Source organism: Sphingobacterium sp. B29 (assembly GCF_001952815.1).
In the GTDB taxonomy this organism is placed as follows: Bacteria; Bacteroidota; Bacteroidia; order Sphingobacteriales; family Sphingobacteriaceae; genus Sphingobacterium; species Sphingobacterium siyangense.
In genome coordinates this window covers 579,044-603,881 of record NZ_CP019158.1, presented here as the reverse complement: position 1 = coordinate 603,881, position 24,838 = coordinate 579,044, and the positions used below count along the sequence as shown (strand labels likewise).

The 24,838-nt window shown below is 41.7% G+C and carries 16 protein-coding genes; 2 read left to right on the top strand and 14 right to left on the bottom strand.

From position 1 onward, the window contains the following. Positions 1-11 precede the first annotated feature (11 nt). From BV902_RS02640 to BV902_RS27210, 3 genes are all read right to left on the bottom strand, one after another. Entirely contained in the window at positions 12-2,255 is a 2,244-nt protein-coding gene (locus BV902_RS02640; RefSeq protein ID WP_075990663.1) for an LruC domain-containing protein, read from the bottom strand. Positions 2,256-2,503: 248 nt separating this feature from the next. After that, positions 2,504-3,136: a helix-turn-helix domain-containing protein gene (locus tag BV902_RS02635; protein ID WP_083663449.1), complete on the bottom strand. Its 633-nt coding sequence runs from the start codon at positions 3,134-3,136 to the stop codon at positions 2,504-2,506. Then, a complete protein-coding gene (locus tag BV902_RS27210; protein ID WP_075990661.1) occupies positions 3,054-3,335 on the bottom strand; it encodes a hypothetical protein in 282 nt (93 codons plus the stop codon). The genes BV902_RS02635 and BV902_RS27210 overlap by 83 nt, the downstream gene beginning before the upstream one ends. Positions 3,336-4,478: 1,143 nt before the next feature. Between BV902_RS27210 and BV902_RS02625 the strand changes: the two genes are divergently transcribed. Both BV902_RS02625 and BV902_RS02620 read left to right on the top strand, forming a co-directional pair. Beyond that, positions 4,479-4,646, top strand: a complete 168-nt coding sequence (locus tag BV902_RS02625) for a hypothetical protein (RefSeq protein WP_153848297.1) — start codon at positions 4,479-4,481, stop codon at positions 4,644-4,646. A gap of 41 nt (positions 4,647-4,687) precedes the next feature. Then, positions 4,688-6,640, top strand: coding sequence for a fimbrillin family protein (locus BV902_RS02620; RefSeq protein WP_075990659.1), 1,953 nt, complete (start codon positions 4,688-4,690; stop codon positions 6,638-6,640). 349 nt (positions 6,641-6,989) lie between these two features. Here BV902_RS02620 and BV902_RS02615 read toward each other — a convergent pair whose 3' ends face one another. The 11 genes from BV902_RS02615 to BV902_RS02565 all read right to left on the bottom strand — a co-directional run bounded on the left by BV902_RS02615 (position 6,990) and on the right by BV902_RS02565 (position 24,670). Then, on the bottom strand, positions 6,990-9,194 hold the full coding sequence (locus BV902_RS02615) for a DUF4838 domain-containing protein (RefSeq protein ID WP_172840632.1): 2,205 nt from the start codon (positions 9,192-9,194) through the stop codon (positions 6,990-6,992). Between the two features lie 80 nt (positions 9,195-9,274). Next, positions 9,275-11,683 carry an aminotransferase class V-fold PLP-dependent enzyme gene (locus BV902_RS02610; RefSeq protein ID WP_075990657.1) on the bottom strand — a complete coding sequence of 803 codons (2,409 nt, stop codon included), beginning with the start codon at positions 11,681-11,683 and terminating at the stop codon, positions 9,275-9,277. Positions 11,684-11,703: 20 nt separating this feature from the next. Further along, positions 11,704-14,574: a tetratricopeptide repeat protein gene (locus BV902_RS02605; RefSeq protein ID WP_075990656.1), complete on the bottom strand. Its 2,871-nt coding sequence runs from the start codon at positions 14,572-14,574 to the stop codon at positions 11,704-11,706. Positions 14,575-14,580: 6 nt separating this feature from the next. Continuing rightward, a complete protein-coding gene (locus BV902_RS02600) occupies positions 14,581-16,089 on the bottom strand; it encodes a glycosyltransferase family 2 protein (protein WP_075990655.1) in 1,509 nt (502 codons plus the stop codon). A gap of 10 nt (positions 16,090-16,099) precedes the next feature. Next, positions 16,100-17,179 (bottom strand): HEAT repeat domain-containing protein, encoded by a 1,080-nt coding sequence (locus BV902_RS02595; RefSeq protein ID WP_157625860.1) that lies wholly within the window; start codon positions 17,177-17,179, stop codon positions 16,100-16,102. Between the two features lie 3 nt (positions 17,180-17,182). Continuing rightward, complete coding sequence (locus tag BV902_RS02590; RefSeq protein WP_075990653.1) at positions 17,183-18,199, bottom strand: ParM/StbA family protein; 1,017 nt, start codon at positions 18,197-18,199, stop codon at positions 17,183-17,185. Positions 18,200-18,225: 26 nt separating this feature from the next. Next, entirely contained in the window at positions 18,226-19,020 is a 795-nt protein-coding gene (locus BV902_RS02585; protein WP_075990652.1) for a response regulator, read from the bottom strand. 261 nt (positions 19,021-19,281) lie between these two features. Next, a complete protein-coding gene (locus tag BV902_RS02580; RefSeq protein ID WP_075990651.1) occupies positions 19,282-19,932 on the bottom strand; it encodes a response regulator transcription factor in 651 nt (216 codons plus the stop codon). 22 nt (positions 19,933-19,954) lie between these two features. Then, the gene (locus BV902_RS02575) at positions 19,955-20,725 is read right to left on the bottom strand and encodes a hypothetical protein (protein WP_075990650.1); all 771 of its coding nucleotides are present in this window, start codon (positions 20,723-20,725) and stop codon (positions 19,955-19,957) included. Between the two features lies 1 nt (position 20,726). Continuing rightward, positions 20,727-23,705 carry a sensor histidine kinase gene (locus BV902_RS02570; RefSeq protein WP_083663446.1) on the bottom strand — a complete coding sequence of 993 codons (2,979 nt, stop codon included), beginning with the start codon at positions 23,703-23,705 and terminating at the stop codon, positions 20,727-20,729. A 176-nt stretch (positions 23,706-23,881) separates the two neighbouring features. Further along, on the bottom strand, positions 23,882-24,670 hold the full coding sequence (locus BV902_RS02565; RefSeq protein WP_083663445.1) for an HAEPLYID family protein: 789 nt from the start codon (positions 24,668-24,670) through the stop codon (positions 23,882-23,884). Positions 24,671-24,838: the final 168 nt, after the last annotated feature.

Genomic DNA, 24,838 nt, shown 5'->3' with positions numbered 1-24,838 from the left:
TGCTATCTCAATTATTTCTTATGTAAATACCAATCTGTATTTTGGCTACCTCCGCTTGTCGCCCAAGATTCAAAGAGCGGGTAAGCAGTGGTAATCGCCTGTCCTTCGGATGGATATACAAAAGAAACTGGAACTAATAAACCAAAGGGCTCATTCGCTTTTGTCTTAAATGGATCCGTAGTTGACAGCAGGTTGCCTGTTTCCTTCAACACCAAACTTTTATTGATTTTATCGGTCGCTTTATAACCAACCAAGTGCACTTCATTTCGGCCAGCAAGGTTTTGGTTGAAGTTGACAATAAAGGCATTTAATGTGCCATAAGTAAAGTTATCTATCGGTGTATTGAACTCAACAGTTACAAGTACCTCCACTGGTGCATATTGGCCAGTTTGAGTCGATATAAAACGTGTATCCGACACGCCAAAAGCTTTATGAGCATCATCCCATAATGGAAGCACTGCATACGTTTGTCCAGATTCCGTACCATTTGCGCCAAGAGGCAAGGCTGTACCTACCAAATCTTTGCGTGAATACGTTACATTTTTGACATTCCCTGTTGCGATACCATCAAGCTGTACTGCTGTAGAAAAACGGATCGAAGCACCTATTGACCTTAATTTTGCTTTCAAGGCCACTTTAGTCACTTTATTCGCTGTATTTTGGAATTTGGTGATGTTCATATCCAGCACACAGTCATTCATGTCATAGTCACCTTTAGCCGGCCACTTATCTTCGAAGATGTAAGAATATGTACCCAAATTAACTTCGGTTATGGTTTGGTCTGTTGGATTGCCACCGGACGCATTGTTACCACCAGCATTACAGGATGTCCCAGCAATCACCACAGTTGATTTATCGTAAGGAACCAATTTCGCTGGACTATTAATCACATAATAGGTGCTCCATTGGGCATTCGCTGTATGATCTGAGCAGGCTACCTCTAGGTTACCACCGTACGTGATTGCCATCCACTGGTTGTTTACATCAACTTTTTTGAGACGAGCCAATGCCTGACCTGAAGTTGGGCCAGTCATGGTGCTCGACTGGCTGTTAAATTTGGCCAGGGTCTTGACATCTAGAATTGATGACGCTGCCAAATTAATTTTTGTACCACCAGCATCTAACTTATCTAAGCTTAATAAAGCTCCTTGCGCCACCGAAATTGTTGCTCCATTGGTGGTCAATGAATTGATTACCGTATGACAAACAGCTTCCAAAGTTGCATTTGTCAAAGTCGCATTTTGCACAGTAAGTGTGCCCTCATTGCGTACGACTGTACCATTTGTTGTACTGCTCAGATTTTGGATTGTCGCCACACCATAGTTAGTAAAGTTACCATTGGTGATATCTGCTTTATCAGCTGTAAGTGTACCATAGTTGACGTACAATGTATTATTTTTCGTTTCCATTTTGGAAAGCGAAGCCGATCCATAATTAACAAAACCTCCAACTGTATTCTGCGTTACATTCACGAGGTCAATGGAACCCGCCTGTGTAATATACAATCCATTATTGCTTCCAAGGTTTAGCTCAAAGCTTGTATTTTTCCAAGATCCCTGAATGTAAATCTTCACATTACTTGTACCGTTGTTGGCATCGATCTTACCTGTAAAGGTAACTCCAGACTTGACGACATAGGATTTATTGGACTCGACCGAAATTATCGAGTTTCCCGATAGCGCGATTGCATCCGAAGGAACGACTACTGGTGTCGCTTCAACCGTAGCCGCTTTTAAACCGCTACTAGCCAATGCACTTGTTGTGGTTGCAGCACGCAAAACGCTCGCTTTGCTGCTTGATCCCACTTTTGTACCGTCGACAGAGATTGTATTCTGTTGTCCAACTTCGATCATGCTGACTGCTGCAACACCTAGCGGAGAAGTCTCTCTTAAGTAGATATATTTTGCAATTGTCGGAATCATCAGCTTACCAACAAAATCCTGACCCGATTTCGCCTGCCCTGCAGCCAGCAGATTTGCTCCACTAGCTAAAGTCGGATCATTATCAAAAATCTCAATCCGATAAAAGTATTTACTGCTAAATTGATCGTCTACAGCAACACGCACATCTACAGAGCGCGTTGAATTCCACATAAAATCGGCTGAAATATTGCCTCCCCCAGGAAGTAGGGTGGACGAATCAGATCCTTTTTCGGTTTCGTTGTACAAATCTTTTACTTTTGAACAACTTGCCCCGAAGAGCGTAATCCCTGCGAGACCCACCAAGAAGAGATTTAAGCTTTTTCTGTTATACATAATTAAATAATAATAGATCAATACCAAACAGCCCCATCATAGATGTCACAAGACTTTAATACTTGGCTTTACTAATAATATTAAGGCCGAACTGTTTAAGACAAAGATATAACTAATTGAGATGAGAATGGGATAAAATACACAACTACAGTATAAATCACAAATCTTGTAGCGCTTCAACTACAACGGGACATCGCGAACTACAAATAAGAGTTTATAACTAACAAAAAGATATTTAACTATAAGGGTTATTTTTGCCACCTCTTTCGATACTCTGTCGGCGTCAAAGTAGTTTCCTTTAAGAAGAAGGTACTGAAGTTATTGACATCAGCATAACCAAGTTCCCAGGCAATCTGTTTAATACTCAGGGAGGATTCAACGATAAGCTTTTTGCTTACACGCAGCAATTCTTTGACAATAAGCTCCTTTGGCGTCGCTCCTAAAATTTCCTTTGTCAAGTTTGTTAATTTTTTATTTCCGACATGGAGGTGCTCAGCATAGAAGGCAACCTGTTTTTCTTCTCTTACATGTTTTTTGATCAGTTCCTGAAAAAGTGTTATCAGCTTTGCATCAGCACCATGGCACACTAATCCATTTGACGGCCTATCCTCAGCAGAAATTGCAGCAAGGAGCACAATCTGTTTAACGATATTATGCGCTAAATCGCGATAAATCGCCAGATTATAATTCTGCTTAGAAAGCTTAAGTTGCATGCTTACAAATTCGTAATAGCTTGCGTATTCTTCAGGAACACGCAATACACGGTAGGTATATTCGTTTTTATTGAATGACTTAAAGTTATGCAGAAAAGCGGTATCTATCTCCGTACGCGCAAAAAAAACTTTCCGAAAAATAAATAATAAGAAACGATCGCTGTTCATCTGGGTTGGCTTCAATTTTAATACCTCTTGGAATTAACACCAAACAGAATTCTTCAATTTCTGTAATCTGATTATTGATCTCCACGCTACAGCCACCCTTTGAAACAAAAAGAACAACATAATTTTCTTTTGCTGTTGCATCCGTAATTTCGGAAGGCTCCTGCGCTACACCAATGACCCGATGAACTCCAAATTCCATATTTTTATCTAATGCATATAAGGCTCGACAAGCATTTCATATTACTGAAATACGGGCAATTTAGGAAATAAAAGCCAAACACAAAAAATTCATTTCCAAAGAAACCATGCGTTTGCAATATGCTTTTTCAGAGCGCATCAGGAAAACCTGGAGACACTAAATGAAATAGCATACAAATAGGTTGGCAAAACAAATATTAGAGAAATAGCTACTCAACCTATACAAATAGACAGCAAATTTCACAACCAAAACATAATTTAGTTTAAACAAATACAATTTGGCGAACTATACTTAAAAGCTATGAAGCGTGTTTTTTAACACTTATTAACAAAAAAATAAAATTATAAAAGAGATTAGTTGCATCCACAATTTTCTTAAAATGAAACAATACAACTAATCAACAAACAGAATGTTTAATTTATAAATAGAGATATTATATATCATTTAGAAATAATAAAGCAATATTAATATTGAATTTCAATAAATTTTACAAATCAAAAAATATAAAAAGAGGACACTTAATGACTATAAGGAAATAATTATTTAACACTAAACGTATCTCTTTAAGAAATATATTTCCAAATAAATTTGTATAATTACAATTATAGACCATAAAAAACAATCTGTTTAAACATATTAATTATAGAATAATAAATAGCCAAAAAAATATTTTTAAAAAACGCTAAACAAAATAAATTATGATTTGTTTATTCGAAAGTTGGCAAGAAGAAAGCTAACTGTATCCGGTTTTTTTAGATAAAAAATGCCCTAAAACGGCGATTTACCGGAAATCCATATATGATTATAACAATGAAGAAAGTTGTTTTATCTCGAATTTAATAACACAAAGAAAAAAGTTTACAATTTATTTTTGCACAAGTTGATATTAAGTCGTAATATTACAATTCAATTCGGGAAAAGTATAACTAGCCGATAGCAAAATAAGTATTAACAATTAAATTAGGAATCAACAAACAGACAAAAAATTTAGGAGCACCTAAGTGATAACAGCAATATATTGCCTATACGCAAAGGCATGCCGTTATATGCTTAAGTATTCCTATCAAATAAACGAGGGTTAAATTGTCCATTAAATTTAAACCCCATGTTGTTAACAGCATGGATTATCCAAATAATATTATCATGAATAAGAACGCAAAAAAAATGTACGTAGCTCCGTCCATCAAGGAGCACGTTGTAGAGCTTGAGCAAGGAATTGCTGCAGGTTCTCAGGCACAACCAGGTGTAACACCACAAACCGACGGTTGGGGAGCAGGTCCAGACGGTACTACTACCGGCGAAGGCGCTTAAGCATTATCATCAAATTACTAACAACACGAAAAAGCACTAAAATGAGATTTAATCTGACTAAAAGAGCAAACTGGGTTGTTGCGATGGCAATGCTAGCAATCCCCGGGACATTAATCACAAGTTGTTCCAAGGACAACAAGACTGAAAATGTCGAAAACAAAAGCAATGTACTTACTTTCGCCGTAGGCGGCATTAAGACGAGCGATACTGGTGACGCAGTGAAAGTCGGCTCGACAAAATCGAGTGCAACAACCAGCAAAGTACATTCATTCTCGGACGTAGACATGGTTGTTTCTACTGACAATAATTTACCAACTATTACTAGTGATGCGATAGGCGTAAAACGCGGCGGTGGCTTAGCTGCTGATGCCGTTCCTGGGGTCACTGAAAATATGGTAGCAGGCACAAAGTACGTCGTTTATATCTACTCAGGAACAACATTAGTTACCTCCAAGGAGTTGGTAGCAGGAACAGCAGGTACCATTGAAGGGCTTAATCCAGCGACTACCTATACATGGGTAGCACTATCTTACAATACTTCAGATGCTAATCAACCTGCACTTACACCAACAAATGGATCAATTGCTCTTGCGCAAAATAAAGATGTCCTTTATGCTAGTGGAACTGTCAACCTGGCAACCAATTCAAACATCAGTATCCAATTCAGCCACAAGTTTTCACGCATAGGAATTGAATTGAATACCAAAGGCGTTTTTGGTAATATCACAGGCAATCCTACAGTGAACGTAACGGGTTTAAATTTAGCAACAGGTAGTATCGCATTGCTGGGTGGAACTGTTACTGCAGGAGCTAGTTTTACACCAACTTTAACGTATGCCAACTTTACAAATATTGATCCTGCCTTCAATGATGCAAAAATTGCCTATGTTTATACCGCATCTACTGCAGCTCAGAGCGCCATTAATGTTCAAGTTCAAAACTTAAATATTAGCCACGTAGACGGTAGCCTAGCGCGTACCTATTTTACAACCGCATCTAACTTTGGATTTTCTGTAACACCACAATTGGGCAATAGCCATCACTTGTTGCTAAACGTTGTGGAATCGCCATTAATTACCAACTATGGTGGCCGTACAGTCAAATGGGGACGCTCGAATCTGTTTTACAGAGGCAACATTGGAAATGGCCGCAATTACGCATTCTATGCAAACAATCAGCTGACCGCTAGAGCAAATGGCTATTTTGCTTTCGGAAGTATTGTTCCTGGACAATTTGCGACTACAACAACGAATAATGGCGATCCATGTGCTTTGGTATATCCAGCAGGCCTTTGGAAACAACCTGCTAAGGCAGACTTTGCTAACATGGTTCGAGGAGATATCGAAGTAAATCAACTTACTGGAGCGTTAGGTGGCTTGGGCCAAGTAGTTGATGCAACGGGTACTACAGGGCTTTTAAACATAATAACTAATCTCTTGGGCAATGCAACATCTTTGCTAGTAAATACAGCAGCTCCTAATTCATCATTAGCTCCTTCCAGTCCATTTAATTATGGTCAATATACATTAGCTTCTGGTGCAAACGGTGCTCCTACTTCAGGTTCGAATGCTTTTGGTGATGTAAACAGTGCATCAAACAGACTTCGCTTTTACTATAATGGTGAAATTTCAAACGTAAATATCTTGCCACTACTTGGAAATGGTGGTTTAGCAAATATTGGCTTGAATGATCTCAGCGTAGATATTGCAAACTTCCAAGTTGTAAATTTAAATATTCCGTTGTTGGATAGTTACGGCAGAGCAACAACGCTTTGGACAAATGAACAAGGAGCTAATATTGTTGGCTTAGTTGGCGCAGGTACATGGGGTTATTATGGTAACGCTGGTCGTGGTCTAACTTTAATTCCTCTATCGTTAGGTACTAGGTTCCATATGGCAAACAATACCGGTCAACTTTTGAATGGAGTTAGCGCATTAGGTGCAAACGTATTAAGTACATCATTTAAAAACGTTCGTTGCGTGCGTTCAAACTAAAAAATTGTAATAATTTTAGCTTCGGCAACCAAACGAAGACGGCTAGAAATTCTAGCCGTCTTTTTTTTATGAATGACGTAGCCCTTCAACTACGGCGTAGGTTTTTACACGATTATCGTAAATTTTTACAGGAGAATTTCAATAATATTTTTTTACATTTGGGCCATCAAGTCATTTTTTTTGCGTTCGACTTGATAATATTAATGGATATAATGGGGCGAAGGCGTTCGCCCCATTTATTTTTAACCCCTTATAAACCTCATTAAAGCACCAATTTCCTGATTTGATCTGATCTCAAATTCCAACCTTAAATTATTATGCACGAAGCGGATTGACCTACCCGATTTAGCTAATCTGCTTGATCAGCATGAATTTCATCAATGGCAAAAAGCGGTTTGCGATGCTTCGACCCTTCAAACCAATGCGGAAATTCTTGCGAAAAAGAAATTTTCACTTTTAAAAAACGTCCTTCTTGTTGTTTTAAGCCAAATGAAACTGGAAAACATATTGGACCTTCGGCCATAAGACCAGTGTCAATCTTATATTTCCCGATGTTCACATACGAAATATTATCTTCTGAGGCTTCTACCGCTATTCCATCCGGAAGGAAAAGATAATGCGCCGGATCAAATAGAAAATTAAGCTGAATTTGCGAAGCCATTCTTTCATTCGGAAAAGGAAAAGTAATCTCGACATCCTCACTATCAAATAATAGCCAATTGTAACTGTAATCTGTCGTTCCCGATAAGCCATCATTCAGTGTTGTTTTTCCATTTGCGGGAAAATCTTCCAAGAAAGAAGGTTTAAACTGAGGATTTATTCCTTGGAGCACTGAAGGCAAATAGGGTTTATTTAATAGTGTTAGCCATTGCTGCCGATATTGCTCAAGACTACCACCAGTTTCAGCCAATTCGATAGCTCCGCCTCGAAGTGCATGGTCCAAAAATTCATCAATCCGCGTCATCCAATTGGGATTGACCATCCACTTACCACTAGCTTTCCTGTTTAAAAAGCCAAATGGATGATCACCATAAGCCTTTGACTGCTCCAAAGCTGCATACTCGAGACCTAAAGCAATCAAATTCACGCGACTTAAAAATTTCGGATCCCCAGCTACAGCTTTTTGCGCGTTATTCACAAGTTCCTTTAAAAATCTCATCTTTTCTAAACTTAGATATCCATGTCGCGAAAGGATCGGATTACCATATATATCAAGCGTCGAGCGACTTGTTTTTCGAGCATCAATAAGTTGTTTTAGATACTTTTTAATATCCTTTGATGCGGCACCATAATAACCGTCCAAAAAATCCTCTTCCACCTCAGCTTGATCTAGCTCAGGGTTCCATAGGCTTTTGGCCTGCAAATAACTGGCATAGGCGGACATATCAGCCTGCGTATGGCCAGGTCCATGTTCAAAGATACCTTTTACACCATTTTGATACATATAGGCGATATTGCCCTGGTAATGATCATACATCGGAAAAGGATTTATATAAGCTGTAAATTGCGTGGTATAATCCCACACAAAAATATGCGATGAGATCTTCGACCAGTCATTGAGCTGGCGTCGAAAAGGAGCAGCTGTTGGATTAACCGCCAGCCCCCGCTCCCGCGTTGCATCTATCGTACTTAGCAACACATATACATTGTCCAATGGCCGAGTTACTTTGGGAGCTTCTGCGGTGTAACCATAGGCTAAGGTCGTAAAATTCTGTTCTGGAAATTGAGCCGCAATACGATTCACAAATCGGATGAGCGTGCCCTGAGGCCCCCCCTCCTCCTGATCAACCTTCGTACAGCGATCACAGGTACAGTAACCTTTTCCATCCATTGGCGCTATAGACCAATAGACCGCATCAGGATTATCGGCAATGGCCCGTCGAAAGTAATTGATTGCAATTTTCTGGACGTCAGGATTTGTCAGACAGAGTTGTGTTGCACTGCGCTTTCCGTTTGTTAAAGCGAAATATTCAGGATGCTGCTGAAAATAGTCTTCCGGTGGTATAATTTTAAAAAATGAATGCCCCCATAAGCCCCACAGATCCTCAAATCGATGCAAATGATGCCAATCCAGGTATTCAGCATCTGCAGAAGCGGGGTAGTAAGACTCCCGATAACGTAAAGGGGGTTCAAAACGCAAATTGAAATCCTGAGGAAGCGTCAGATTCGCACGCTTCGGAACCCATGCAGGCCCTTGATCATATTTCCGAGCGCCAAATTGCTTCTCGATAAGTTCATATACGCCATACAGTAGTCCTTTTCCTGAACCTCCAGTTAGATATACTTGTCCGTCCCGAACACTAATTTCAAAACCTTCGTTTCCAAGCCCAACCTTCTTTCCAATCCGCTGTTGATAAAAATTATTCCCGATATATACTACGTGTTTTTTCGTCCCAGAAGGGCTCGACAATATCGCTAATGGCACACCAGTAATACGTTTAATATACTCCTGTAATACCAGAGCCGCCTTTCGTTCCAAATTTGATGGACGCGAGGAAATAACGATTTCAGTTTCGGCTTTCTTATCGCGAACGATGTCCACTTGCTGTGCCATACAGCTGCTAATGAACAGTAATCCAACAAGAACGAACAGGTTCAGTTTATAATTTGCATTCATCATCATCCCGCATTAAACTAGATCACCAACTCCACTTCTTGCTTATCCATGATGGCACAATCCACAAAAGAAGCTATCGTATCAAGTACCATGCGCAAGCGGCCCATATTTTCATAATAAGGTATACCAAAACGCAGTACATGTCCAACCTTCGCTTCTACTCTACAGTGCTTAATGCATTTAATATGGATGTCTTTCTTTCTCAAAAACTCGTACAGCGGATAAGGATCATAATCTGACACCAGTAGACTTACGACCGGAGACACATCATCTCCCATAAAACAGTGCGTAATGCCTGCATGGCTCAAGATCCCATTAAGCTCTCTTTTCAGATAAGATGCCAGATAGGTACTGCGCTCCAGAATCGCTTTCGGCCCAATTTCTCGATAGTGCTTTAAGCTTTGCCTCAACCTTTCATACAATAAGAAATCCTGCCCCCCAGGAATGCTGAACCCATGGGTTTGCGGATCTTCAAAAAGATGCTGCTTATTCCAATATAAGGCGCCGATCCAACTTGCAAAATCTTCTTTGAACCAAGCTAAACCACCACCCAATGGTCCATGCAACCATTTATGCGTGCTCCCGATCAATACATCGGCATCCCCAAAAGGAAGTTGCTGAATCCCTAATGACTGGGCTACGTCAAGAATCAGAATTGCATTCGGAACAGCCTTTTTTATATTGCTCAGGCGCCACTTGTCTTGCATCAGTTTTCCTGTGGGATAATAGACATGGGATAAGAAGACGATGTCTGGTTGCATTTCGCGCAAGCATCTGTTAAATTCCTCCGCGTCATTGAGGACAACATCAGGGAGATAAGTGAGCTTATATTCTGGCAAATGTTCAAAGGGGCCAATACCGCCCGGATGTTCATGCTCACTTGTCAGGACCTGAAAACACCTCTTCCCATCCTCCTCCAACCTACGTAAAAGCGCCAATGCCAATAAATTCATGGCCTGAGATGTGCTGGTAGTCACATTACAGCGATAACCGGCAGCCGGCCACAATTTAGCACATTCCTCCTGTATGGCATTGAAAGCTTCCCTCCCTAAAGCATATAAAGAAAGTGGATTGCCGTTTACCTGATTTTTGATGGTTTCGAGCCGATCCTGTGGCAACGTAGCCAGGCAGCCCGGATTCAGATTTACCCTGGTCGAAGGAAATGTATTGATCCTGATCTGATCCCAATACGCTTCATTTTCTATTTTTCGGACGGCATCTACTCTTTTAGGATCAAGATTTATCCCATCAGAACATTCGTTCCAGGCGCTATGGGGTGAAAAATGATGCGGTAGAAGTCTACTATATTGTTTCTGTAAAAGACTAATGGATTCTCTTATCACGGTATGGAAATCGGTATGATACAAATGACTTCCCTGCAAACTTGTCTCAATGCTGTATATAGCTTTCTTGGCAGCACTTTCCCCTCTAAGATCGGAGGTAAAAGAAATCTTGGGATCCAATCCAACACCTCTGGCGATGTCAGCAATATCCGCCGCTAATTCATTGATGGAATAGTGTGTTTCTGTCACATGGTTCACCACACGATGTTCACCCATCGGTGGTATATCTACAGCAAATCGGGCCAGCGAATTGACCGCATCGTTCAACGCCATGAGTCCAGTACGCTGATTTCCGCTACCATATACTGTCATCGGAGAACCAGAAACTACCTGCGCTATAAAACGGTTGGCTACCGTTCCAAATATCGGATCGTAATCAAAACGGGTAAAAAGATCATGCGAGGCATCCATTTCGGATGTTAGCAGACCAAAGACCGTTGCTTGCATCACTTCCGTGATGCGAAGCCCCCAGGTACGCGCCGCCATCGCTACGTAATTCGAATCATTTATTTTGGAAACATGATAAATATCGTTTGCCGCCCTAGGGTAAGGTAAAGGCGTCGACGCCAACTGTCCTTGATAACCAGGCTTAAAATAGCCTTCTGCGATCGGCAATCCACCCTTGGCATATTCACCAAAAGATCCAAGCTTAATAATATGGGCTTGCGGAACATATTCGCGTACTGCCCAGAGCAAACGCATATTTCCTTCTTCATTGTTACGGATGGTGTAAAGAGCCTGTTGTAATCCCAACATCGAATAACTCGCCGAACACTGCTGTGCGAGATGATAAATCGTATGCGGCCGTTCCCGGCGAATCAGTTCTGCCAATTCGTCCGAGCAAACCTCAGCGTGCACAGCGCACATATTAGCTAAACCATATTTTTGGCCAAATACTTCGATACGACTTGAGAGATCCGGAATCTGTAGCCAGGGCCCAAATCCGAGATTGGCAACCGTGCTTTTGCGCCAGCCATTATCCAGCAATATAATTTTTTGGTCTGGATGGTGCAGCGCTAACTTCATGGCCAGCGGCCAGCCCAAATACCCTTCGGCGCCTAAAATTAAAATTGTACCATTCATTGTTCAGTTATTGGCTAGAGTTAAAATTTCACCTGTAAAGCGAGCAGTAGATCGTATTGATTACGAAATGTTGCCGTACCAATTTTTTGACTCGTGTAGGTACCATTTAGACCTAACGATGTACGATAATTTATTGTACGCCTGTATCCCGCACCCACACTTCGACTCATAACACCCCCCAATTCAGGCAACAAAATAAGCCTGCTTCTATCGTCTGGTGAAGTTCCAAGTCCAAAATTTGCCTGCAATAAATCAGCTTCAGTAAGCTCATATTTTGCGCCTGCCTGAAAAGCAAAGTAGAAATCCTTTTCCTCCTTGATGGCAAAGATTCGTGCATTCAGCAGAAAAGGGTCAAAACTTTTACTCGCACCAACAACCAGTGATGCTGCTTTGATCGCTACAACTTCCAGAAAACGCGCCCCAATCTCCCCTTCGAAACCTTTTCCGAGCTGCCGATAAAGCGAATAGGCCAATCTATATTTGGGAAGCAGCACATTATTGGATATACCTATCGAAGCATTCCAATAAAGTAATTTATTCGCCGTATACGTCAGGTCGCCTTCTCCCATAATGCCCGTACCTGATTGCCTTCCCGTGAATAACAGCTGTGCACCATAGCTTATTTTTGGCGACAATCGACGGGTGTAATACAGTGTCGCAATACGGTATGCAGGTGGCGCTGGATTATCATCAACACCTGAAAAGGAGCTATTCAGCAAAGAAATTCCAAAAGCGTTCTGCATGGTTTTACTTCGCAAAAGAGCTGCATATTCCCTGTGCTTCCGTAGATCGAAGCGCTTGGAGAGTGTATCGGCATAATGTGCCGCTTCAACAAACCGCCCCAAACTGTCAAGTACGATTACTTTCTTTAGGAGAAAAGGTTCTGCATACTCAAAATGCTGCAATGCCGTATCCACACTCTGCAAGGCATATTCAAAGTCTCCTTTTGCCATCAGAAGGTTTAATTTATTACTATAGGCTAGCGAATCTGTTCGATTGTCCTTGAGCACGCGATCAAAACAAAAGATTGCGCTATCGGCTAATCCTTTTTTTTGAAAAGCCAATCCCGCCGACATCCATGCATCCTGTACCATTGTACGGTACTTTTGATTGTACGGATATTCTGTCCGCAGCATAGTGGCGACCTGAGCAGCTGCCATATACTGCGCACTATTATGAAGGATTGAAGCTTTCTTCTGAAGAAATTCGCGGTCACCCGGATAACTTTGCAGGGCCTGCTGAACAACGAGCAAAGCTTCCGGATAGCGTCTTCTGAGGTCAAGAATATTAGAAAGGTAGTGTAGGGCTTCTTTATTATCGTTATCTTCAATGAGTAATTGACGAAGATGCGTTTCCGCTTCTCCGTACTCTTCCACCAGTATGCAGGCATTTGCTGCGGCCAGCTTTTGCTCCAAATAAAGCGATTTAATTTTCGGATTTCCCGGATAACTGGCGTAAAGTTTTTCGCTTAAAGCTACAGCCTGCTGTATTTTGCCCGATTGTGCCAGGAAACCCGCCTTTTTTAACTGTAAATCGATATCATTTGGATAATAACTGATCGCCTGCTCCAATTCCCGAAGGGCCGAGGATAAATTGTTTTGCAGGATAAGGGCGGAAATACGCCCTTGCAGGGCTGGCATATTGCTCGGATCTAAGTGAAGCGTACGATCGTAGTAAACGATGGCGCTGTCGGCTTGTTGCTGTTGCAAATAATAACTCCCACAGGCATTGATCATTTGCAATACTTCTGATCGGAAAGCTTTATCACCGTTGCTCCCATAGAGCTTAACAGCAATATCTGCCGCTGTCTGATAGCGATGTAGCTGATATTCAAAATCCATTTTTCGGCGCAGTAGTACACGATCGGCTGCATTTCGCTGTAAGGCACGGTCTACCCAATACAGTGCCTGTGTCGTCTCCCCCCGAGACGCAGCTATGCCCACCACCTTTTCCAAGGCTTCCCGGTCGCCTGGATTCTGATCCAAAATCGACTGATAAAGAGCATAAGTATCTGTGTTCTGATAATATCCGGCTGCTTCTTTCCGTAAACTATTGTTTAGGTCAAGGGCTTTTTTATCTTTCGGATAATAGCGTAAGATCAGCCGTAAAACTTCTAGTGCCTCTGCATAACGATGTGATTCCTGTAGCAGACTGAGCTTTTGGAATAACGCTTTGTAAGATTTACTATCGCTGTTCAATAGCGCATTTACCTTGGCAATTCGGGCATCATAATCACCGCCTTGGGACACAATATTGTTCATTTTTTCGATGAGATCTGTATTTTTCGGCGCGAGTTCGAGCGCCCTTTCATAATATGAATTGGCGAGATTATCCATTTTATTTCCTTTATACCAATCCGCTTTTGCCTCATAATGACCGGCCATAGCAAGTCTTACGCTCCCATCGGTCGGAAAACGCCGTATAAGAACCTGTGCCCAGGAATCTCCATCCTGATAGCGTTTGAGCATATCCAATATATTAAGCTTTTTGATCCCGAAATCTTTATTGGTAGCAAAACGCGCCAATCCCATTTCGACGTAACGCAAAGCTTCAGCAGGTCGATTTTTTGATAAATAAGAACCTATAATATAATAATAAACATCTTCATATTGGGGCGAAGCACGCAGGACCAGTTGTGCAGTGCGGATCGACTGATCATATTGTTTCTGCGCCATATAAATTCGGGCAAGTTGCACCTGCGCATCGATATGGGCTGGATTGAGCTTTATGGTCTCCTCCAATGACTTTAAAGCTTTCTGCTGTTGAGCAGATTTAATGTCTACCAAAGCCTGCTGGTACAATTTTTCGGCACGCACGGAATTCCAGGTCTGCGCTTGCAGGACAGGTGTAGACAACAGGAAGAGAATAAAAATAGTATAACGGAAATTCATAATAGCTTAAGCTTGATTTTTGTCGGAAGATTTTTGGCTTGCAAAACCTTTACGCTGCATATTTCCCCACACCAGTTTTTGCCTGAACATGGACTGTATGTAGCCTTTAATACTAAAAAAAACAATGAGCGGATGATAAATAAACGGCTCAGCAAAGGCCGTTAGGCAAAGGCCTATCACCTCACTCGTTTTGCGGTAATGCCTTTCAATCAATTGATCCCAAAGTACGGCTATAGAGCTTACCAAGACGGAAAACATATAAAGAAAAGCGAGTAACGTAAATGTATTTTCCCAATTGATGGCGCCTATTACAATAAGATAGATGTAAAACAACAGCCCCAATACCTCGAAAATAGGCGCCAAAAACTCAAATAGAAAGTTATAAGGAAAGACTATAAGCCCGAGCCTTTTAAACTTAAAATTAAATAAAACATGACGGTGGAGCAGCATGATCTGGATCAATCCCCTAGCCCAGCGTACACGTTGTCTACTGAATACCGGCAAGGTCTGTGGTCCTTCCGTCCAGCACAATGAAACAGGAATATACCGAATCGCATATTTGTGATTATTCTGGATCATGTAAACACTCATGCGTGTCACCATATCAATATCTTCGGCAAATGAGCGTGGATCATAGCCCCCAACCTTAACGGCAATATGCTTGTCAAAAAGACCAAGTCCTCCCGACACATTTGGAACACAATTGATTGAGCTCCACGCCATTTTTGAAAGCAGGTATGCACGAATATACTCCAGTTCCTGAAAACGTGGGAGTACTTTATGTGGCGGTTTAAAGCGTGTTATTACGCCATTATCCACTTCAGACGAATTGATCATCCGCAGGGGCGCCCCCACCGCTATGACCCGCCGTTGATTGTTCTCCACGTGGATGTATCCGGTATCGGGTATCACCTGGATGTCTTTTAGGCGGCTCCGGCTCTTTTCGTCTAAAATGGGACGCATTAGTCTGGAAAGTGTGTCTTCATGCAGGATGCAATCTACATCTGTACAGAGAAAATAATCAAATTTTGAGGCATTGATACCGGCATTCGAAGCGTCTGCTTTACCTTTTCCGTTCTCTTTATCAATGACTAGCAACTTTTCGTAGGCACGATTAGTAGATCGAAAAAAGCGCTTCACAGTCTTCGTTTTGATCTTTTCATTGTAAGGGAGATCTACTTCCTTAAGTTCGAAATGCTGCACCAATTTTTCCAATGTATCATCCGTACTACCGTCATTGACAATAATAACTTCATACAATGGATAATTCAGATGCATTAATGCATATACATTATCAATGATTGTCAGGCCCTCGTTGTAAGCCGGGGCAATGACCGAGATGCCCGGTGAAAGTGGGCTCGAAATTACATTTTGGGTATAGTGCTCTCTATTTTTCCGTCTATATAACATAATTCCCTTATACGATAGCACCGCCATGATGACATAGATCACCATGGTCAGGCTACTGTAGGAAAATATAAAAAGTTGGAAAACGTCAATTATATCTTGGATCATAGTGTATGCGTTATTGTTCGTGCAGATAATAGTTTAGAATGCGCTCTTTTCGTGAAGGCAGATGTAAAGGATTCCAGGCCAATTGTTTGTTGCGTACTAAACGGGCGAGTATCGCGGCAACATGATTTTCAATTTCAAAATCAAAGGCCGATTGAAATTGTTCCGTCAGAAATTCCATGGCTCTCGGCGTTCGAAACATGCCGAGCGAAAACAGGATTTCGCATTGGCAGTCTACCGGCTGGTTCGGGTACATTTTAATCAGTGTTTCCTGTGTATGTACAGCCCTCAAATGCCCCAGCGCATTGATGGCATGCGAACGAAGGCTATGGTCGTTCACATTGAGCAATCCTTCAATACTGTCGATAGCCTCCAGGCTCTGCTCGTGCGCAGCAAGCTTCATGCAGCAAATAACAACTGTTTTGTTGCGCGAATAACGGATCCAATTGGCAAAATTGGATTTTACGGTATCGCGGGATTGCTCGAGAATCCGAAAAAAACCGATCAATTCCCAAATACTCAAGGGATCGCGCACTTCATCAAAAAAGCGGAAAGGCTCATTCTTGCTGAAACGCATGAAAGCGCTTCGGGCGGCAGAGCGCAGTTCAGATTCTTCACTGAGATTGAATCGGAGAATATCAATATCGGAGATCGCGTAGTCCATTAGCGTCAGCTCGTGCAATCCCTGAACATTACGATACCATTTGCGCGATTTCATCTTTTGCAACGAATCCAGATTTAGCCCAAGAAGCACATAGATACGATGAAGAATCAGTGCATTTGTTCCGGCCACATGCCATCGGAGACGGATCAAAGTATCAATTAGGGTCTGGCGGTTTCTTTTGTCCATCAGCGCCAACTCATCCAGCACAGCCTGATCAATGGATACATGCGCGCTTTCATTACCCATTTCCTGAATAAACTGCGGCAGTATACGATCTTCTATCAGTTGGTCAAGCTTATTTTGCCGACGCTGTGCTTTTGCCGTTCGAAAACGGAGTACCATGATCACAGCATAAGCGACAAAAGTTCCAATAAAGGATGTTGCCACAATCCCTTGAATCACCGCAATAAAAGTTTGATCTACCATCATACCTTAGTTTTCAGCAAGGGCAACACGCGTTTGTATATTCCCAAGATCGATTCCGACCGGTAATTTGGACTGATCCTGAATGTAACGCATGGAATTGAGTAAATAGCCTTTTACAGCGAGGGATTCAGGCTGGTCGACAATTTTAACACCGGCAATATCCCCAAACTCTTCGAGAATACAATCGATGAGATCGCCATAATGCGCCCCACCACCACATAGAAAGATTCGATTTGATTTAGCCAGATTTCTATCATTGACCACATCACCCAATGCTGGTGACACAATTTCGGCATAATAGTTCTGTATCGCCTTTTTGCGCAGTCCCTGGAGGTCAATTTTTTTACGGTTGATATAGAGGTAGCCGTTTCGAAAAGCCTCATCGAGCTGCTGAATGCTCTGAAAAGAGAGGTCATACGTCTGCTGGAGCTGTTCGCGGAGGATATTGACAGCATAATGCATACCCGGAGCACTCCCCATCGCATTTTCTACTACGCCTTCATCGGTACTTAGCCCAGTTTCCAATGTACCAAACCCAAAACTAAAAACGAAGAAAGCTCCCCTTTCGCAACTTTCTCCCCTGCGCAACGCCACCATACAACTCACCACCTCCGGCAAAACGTCAATATGCGCGACCTCAATTGGTAATATACCGGATCCGTCCTCACCATAAACAGCGGGATCCGACTGGATGATATGTTTACCACGAAGCGTTTGTTCGGCAGTTTCCCGATACAAGCGATAGGTACTATTGGGCAAGCCGATGGTTACCATAAGCGGAGTGTCGGCGCTAACACCACTGCTTAAAATTGCTGCCTTAAACAACAGTTGGCATTCCAATGATTCCGGAGATGCATTCAGCGGTCTTCTAGGGCTATTCCCTTCATTTAGTGCCAATTTACCACAGATATACCACTGCTGTCCCATTTGTATTTTCAAGCCGGTCAATAGTGAGTTGGCGGTGTTTACCAAGGGTGAATTTGTTGCCTGCATTAGGCTTGAGAATGACTGTATTGTATACATAAAAATTTTTCGTGTGTACTAATTATTTACCACCATCGTTTACCTGACATGACTGGCAACTTCTGTGTAGCCGCTAGTAAAACAGGTTGTTCAGGTACAATATCTATTGCCAAGATTTCTTCCCTGGCCACATATTCAGCGACAAAAAGCTCATTCATCGCATCTTCTTGCGCACGTACCACCGCCTGCATATCTATCTTTTCCTGTATCTCTTCTATCTCATGCACATCTACCAGCTCCTCCACAGCTATTAGTTCCTGTACAGGAACTATTCCCTGCGGTTGTTCGGAATGAGCTATTTTAGCATTTTGCAGAAAAGAATCTAACTGCATTTGATGCGGCTCAGCTTCGTTGTTCTGGCTCTCGGAGATATTTACGACCTTAGACCCGACTTCTGGAAGTAATTGTTCGGCAACATGCGTATCTCCTTCCATGATTAGCTTGACTCTTTCCAATAGTTTTCCCACGACCAGCGGCTTTTTAAAACAGTCTTCACGGACAATTTCCAGTCCCTCACGAATATGGAGGTAACTCATGTTGGATGTTATAATTGTCCGGGTACTTGGAGATTCTTTCAGCACCTTATTGATAATTTCATACCCGTTTGCATATTGCATATGCATTTCGGTAATGACGATATCATACTGATAGTCCTTCGCTTCCAAAAGGGCAAAGGCTTCTTTTCCATTGGCAGCAGAATCCAGCTGAAATGCCTCATTGGAGAAAACATTCGAAATTATTTTTCGCATGAGCAGATCGCTGTCTGCATGCAATACCGAAAACACCCTACATTGCTTAGGTGGGAGATCATAACTTTGCATACTTTTAATTAAATAGATTAAGTTGCTTTAAAATGGCATCACAAATTTAAAAATACAAGCAAAGTGATTACCTACCCATAAGGGTGGTTTTTACAAAAAAATTTAACTTAAAATAGGTATTTATCGGTAAGATAGAATTTTCTTAAGATGCTCTTAAGAAGATCTCAAAAACAGATAGTGTACACACCGCATAGTTAATCCATCGATTGAAACGAGCAGCATGTTTTCTTTAGGTATTGTTTTTCACGAAAAGAAGTTCTGTCAAATCGGTTTATTATATTTCAGCATAAGCTCCGAACGGCTGTTAACCTGTAATTTTCCATAGATATTCCTAATATGGAATTTCACGGTATCTACACTAATAAATGCAGTTTCAGCAACCTTTTTATAGGTATACCCCTGTTGCAAAAGGGAAACAATTTCGATCTCGCGAGGGGTAAGCTGTTCGCGATGCCGGTAATCGACTTTATGCTCGAGTGCTGGGTTAAAGTGAGATATGACCAGACGAGCCACCTGCGGACTCATCACCGAACCTCCCTTCATGACTTCCACGAGCAACTGCTCCATCTCGGGTAACGGCGTACTTTTAAGCAGGTAGCCGGCGGCACCCGCGCAAAGTGCCTGAAATATATGTTCTTTATCATCAAACACCGTAAACATAACGACCTGTATATGCGGAAATTTGCGCTTTATATACCAAGTTATTTCAATGCCATTTTTATTCGGTAGTCCAATATCGCAGAGCAGCAAATCTAAACATTCAGGACTCCACTTCGCTTCTAGCAGCTCATCAAGTTCACGTGCAGCAACCACCAGATCAAACTGAGTGTTATCCTCGAAGTAAGATTTTAATGATTCGAGAACAGGCATACGGTCTTCTATGATTGCAAGTCTAAATTTTGTGTTTGGCATAAAAAATAAAGATAAGTATGTTTTATTTTAAGTAGTATAATGTTGATTTTTTATTTCCATCCAGCATAAACCACAGGCTAAACAAAAGAAAGCAAAAACTTACCCAGACCAGCTTATCCAGACTTTTAAGAATATAGGCCTCCTGACTGCTGTTAAGGATAATGGCTAAGACTATACTACATTGCAGCAGAAGATAAATGCTGTAAACGCTGTTAAAAATCAGCACTTCTCTTTTTGTGGCTTTCGCATCTACATCTGCATTATAATATAACCGCCATTGTCCAATAATATAAGCAATAGCGAGTCCAAATCGCAGCATATAATGTAATTGTTGATCCACAAAACCATAATGGTGCTTAAATCCTAGGGGGATGTCTTCCACCAGCATCCTGAGCAGTTTTTTTTGTTCTTCTAGCGGGGCTATTGCATACGGAATGACATCAATCAATCCAAAACAAAAGGGCAATAAATGTAGTAGCCAATATTTAGGCAGTGTCGAATTGGGATTAAATTTGAGCCAAACATAAAAATAAAAGCAGGGGCCCACCAGATAATAAAATGGAATTCCTTTGTTATAAATACGCGGATAATATTGAATTTCCCCCGTATAGATCATGCAATAGATCATGACATGCCAAATTAAGGCCATCACCCCCACACTGATCAGTAGCTGTCCTATATCTTTGTATTTAAAAAAACGATAAAAGCGGAATAAAAGACCTGATATGCAAAAAGCTCCCCCCAATATAGCGAAGCTTAAACTTATCCAAAATTGGGGATTATGCTGCATCATATCAATTAAAAAAGTCAAGAAAAAGTTTATTCACGTTGAGTTTCGCAGCTAATTGAATTTGATAACGTGTTGCGGACCTTTCGGCTTCGAATTTAGCCCCTATCGCCTCTGCCCGACGTTTCATGTTGGCCGTACCCTGACCATGTCTCGGATACTTCGTATGTGAGATTGTTCCTTCCGTCAATTGTATGGTATTACACAACCTTAAAATCAGCTGATGACGATCTATTTTTAAAAATATATCAACTTTCGCATTGGGACTGTGCTTGCAGATATTATGCAATGCTTCTTTAAAGATGAGATATACATTCTGACGTACATATTGAGGCAGCTGGCCGGCACTTTGCAGATTTATATCAAATTTGACATCGACATCCTGCATCGGCAGGATCTGCGAAACCAAAAACCTCATCCGGTCTTCTAAGCTTCCCTGGCTATTATTGCGCGAGTCTATTGCCCAGATGACGTCATCCATCGTTTGTACCGCCTCCCGACTATAGGCTGCAATTTTTTCCAGCGACTGATGCCGCCCTGCGGACTGCTGACCTATAGCCATAAGATCAGTCTGCATCGCAATTCCCGTGAGCAGGCCGCCAACCTCGTCATGCAGATCGCGCGCGAGTTCCAGCCGGAGCTTTTTATCCCGCTTGAGCTGCGAAGATCGCAGAATAGCAATGACATAAAGAACAACGCCCAGCCCTAGGGTAACCAGCACATAAAAAAGCTGTGTCTCATAAAATTTCGGCTTTTTATAAAACAGCCACCGCTTGGTTTTCACACTTAGACCATTGTCGCTTATCGTCTTCAATTCAAGTTCGTACTCGCCTGTTTTCAGATCGGAAAGGTTAATTTCTCCCGATGCCGGCACTTCCTGAAAAGATTTAATGAGGGGCCGGAGGCGAAAGTAGATTTTGTAATTTTGCTTATAAGCATCTATTTTTGCTATTCTAAGATTTGCAAATTCAATTTTTTTGTCGAAAATTAGCGTGTCCTGACCATCCTTTGGTGTAAAGGAAGTTACGATATTCCCGGAGCTGGTACCCATAGAAATTGTTGACAATACCGGCGGCGGCACTGTTTCCTGCTTCAGATTATACAAAAACTGCTGCGGCTGGATGGCAATACAGCCGAGTACACCACCAATAAACAATTGCCCTTGAGGCTTATCTTCGAGTATAGAAGCCTGATTAAATTCTTCAAATGGAAGCCCATGCATCGCATAAGCATTATAAAAATTTTTACCGTCCCAGACCGACAGGCCCCGGAATGTCCCCAAAAACAACAGATCATCTATCCACGCCATATTAAAAACCACATTATGTGCTAACCCACCATTCGTGTTATAGGTGTCAACATGTCCTGTACTGGCGTCTATGGCTATCAGCCCCTTTCCTTTTGTTGCCAGGAAAACCTTATTATGTCGAAATGAATGGCTGTACACCTGGAGTTTCTCACTTTTTTGCGGATAAATTTTCCGCAGCTGGCCCGCCAAGTATTCAAAATATCCATTTTCGGTAGTGAATGAGATGACCTGTTGTCGCACTTGAATGGAATTGACTCGTTCACCCATCCCAACAAGCTTTCCCATATTATCCCTTAATGGACTTACTGATCCCGTATCGCGATTATAGATCCATAGCCCACATGATGTCCCTAACAGATAGCTGTTTTCCCGATAGTGACAGAGGCTGTACACCATGGTGGACACATCTTCTAGGGTTCCCTTTGCCTTTTTATAAGATAAGGATCTAAATTTTCCATTGGCCAGTAACCCCAGAAAGTTACCCTCCAACCCGACAAGCGCAGTATCTTTGTCGATTGGCAGAAAAGCATAATAATTATTGAGCGGGGCCGATTCTTTTATGGCTAGGTTATTTGACATAAAATATTTTAACGGGGCATAGCCGCCCACGTAGTATTTATCCTGCTGTTTTACGATTGCCCTGGCCGTACCCGTATTCCAATAATCCAGCTCAAAGGTTCTTCTTACAAGGCTATACAAGCCATTCTCTGTTGCACAGAGTCCTTCGTGCCCATTAAAATCGAGCTGGTTGAGCCTTGATTTGAACAGACTGCTGCGGATATCGTGTTTATCCTGACGTAAGAGCGTCATTTCAAGGTTATTTCTAAATTCAAAATAGCGGCCATCACCGAAAAGGAAAATGATCTTTTCCGTTTCAGCAAAGGACCAATGGGCCCAATCGCGCATATCACCTGTATTGAGGCCCTTCAGATGTAATTGGTGAAATTCCCTTCCGTCAAAGGTCATATAGCCTAAACCATAATTTCGCAGTAGCAGACCATTTTCCAATAAAAATAGATCATCTAGCTCCCGATAAACCCTTTTTGGCATCTGAACCTGCTGCGTTTTTCCCGATTTTAAATCTACAAAAAAGAGTAAGCTGTTGTAAGCAAACCAAAGCCTACTTTCATCCGCAATAAGACTTTTACCTACCGGCCGCCGCAATTCGGATAAAGCTGGCTGAAACTGCATCAGCTTTTTCTTCCGAAAACCGCTGATCTGCCAGAGAATACCCGATCGGGTTGCCACAAAAAGATTTTTCCCTTGATTAGATAGCGCAATGACATCCTCGCCCACGAGCCCTTTTGAAAACGTATCTTTTTCAATAAATCGCCATAGCTGTGTATCAAAGATGAACAGCCCATTTCTTGTCTCTAACCATAGCCGTCCCGTATCATCGGTGGTGAGTTTATTCACTTCTGTAAAACCTAACGGCCCTGTATAAAGCTCATTAAAAGGTTTGATTGCAACGCCATCATATCGGTAAAGAAGGCTTCCAGCAACAAACCAGATAAACCCTTGTTTATCGCGGGCCGCAGATTCTATATTACGGTGAAAGGGATCTATTCCCGAAAGAATCTCGATTTCAAAATAGCCTAAAGCCATTACCCTGTTAAAAACAGGCATAGCAAAACAAGTGCTCAATAGCAATAGAAATTTTAGCGCTTTTTCAAACACAATCGACTAAGTTCAATAATATGGACAGATCAAATATAGTTATTTGAAAATAATTATATATTAATAATCGATATAAAATTTTCCTCCAACGAGATTTTAAAACCTGGAGAAATAACTGCTTTAAGTTAAATACCGGTCGCAGCAGGCGACATTTAGCGATCAGAAAACCGGTTCCGCTAAAGCTGATAAATAATGCGCAAAAAGGAACTTAGCCTATTTTCCGCCCCGCCTATCGGTAGGCCAATTGCCACACCAACGGCCAATTTTTTGCTGAGGCCGAGTTTGATCTGGGGATGCAAAACTGTATGTATGCCTTCGGACGAAATTTCCTGGTTGATCTCAACACCGACAAAATGATCGGTATTCGGCACAGTATAATGAAACGACGTATTGACCTGCCAATCCATAGCCGTTTTGGATGTACCATATTGATAAGCAATCTCAGGCCCGGTGTAAATTAACGTATGCCAATGACGGTGCCAGTTTTTGGCGGCTATAAAAAAAGGATTAAAGGCGGTACCACCGTTGACAAAGTTAAAGATCTGTGTATATCCAACAGCCAAGGTTGCCGCGTTCTTTTTTGAGACATAGAATGAATATTGCGAGGACAAACGTAGTCTTTCCAATTGATTTGTTGAAGGTACATTGGCAATACGGCTTTTAACATAGGTAAAATCCGTTTCGACCTCGAGTCCTAAGCGATCAATTGGTGCAAATTCATATTCCATGAGATATCCAAAATCATCCTTTAGACTCGTACGTGTGATATCGGCTCCTAGATTAAATTCTTTTTCCCCTTTCCTCGCGCCAAGGTCGCGTACAAGGTCATTATAGAGAGGTTCGGCATGGTGTACCTTATCCAGTAAGTTTCTATTCTCCTGGGCGAGAATAATACAGGAAAAGAACAGACTGCAGCACAGGCAAAGAAATCGCCAGGGTATCATTGTTTGCTTATTATATTTCATAACACAAACCTGTAGCTGAAATATGGAAAGAAATGGGAATTTACACACGATAATACACATTTCTTACACGTCATTATTCATTTTATTAGACTAGCTTTGACGATCAGTTTCTGAAAACAAGCCACATTAGACCCTCGTGTACCTATTGGAACTTATGGATTAAATAGT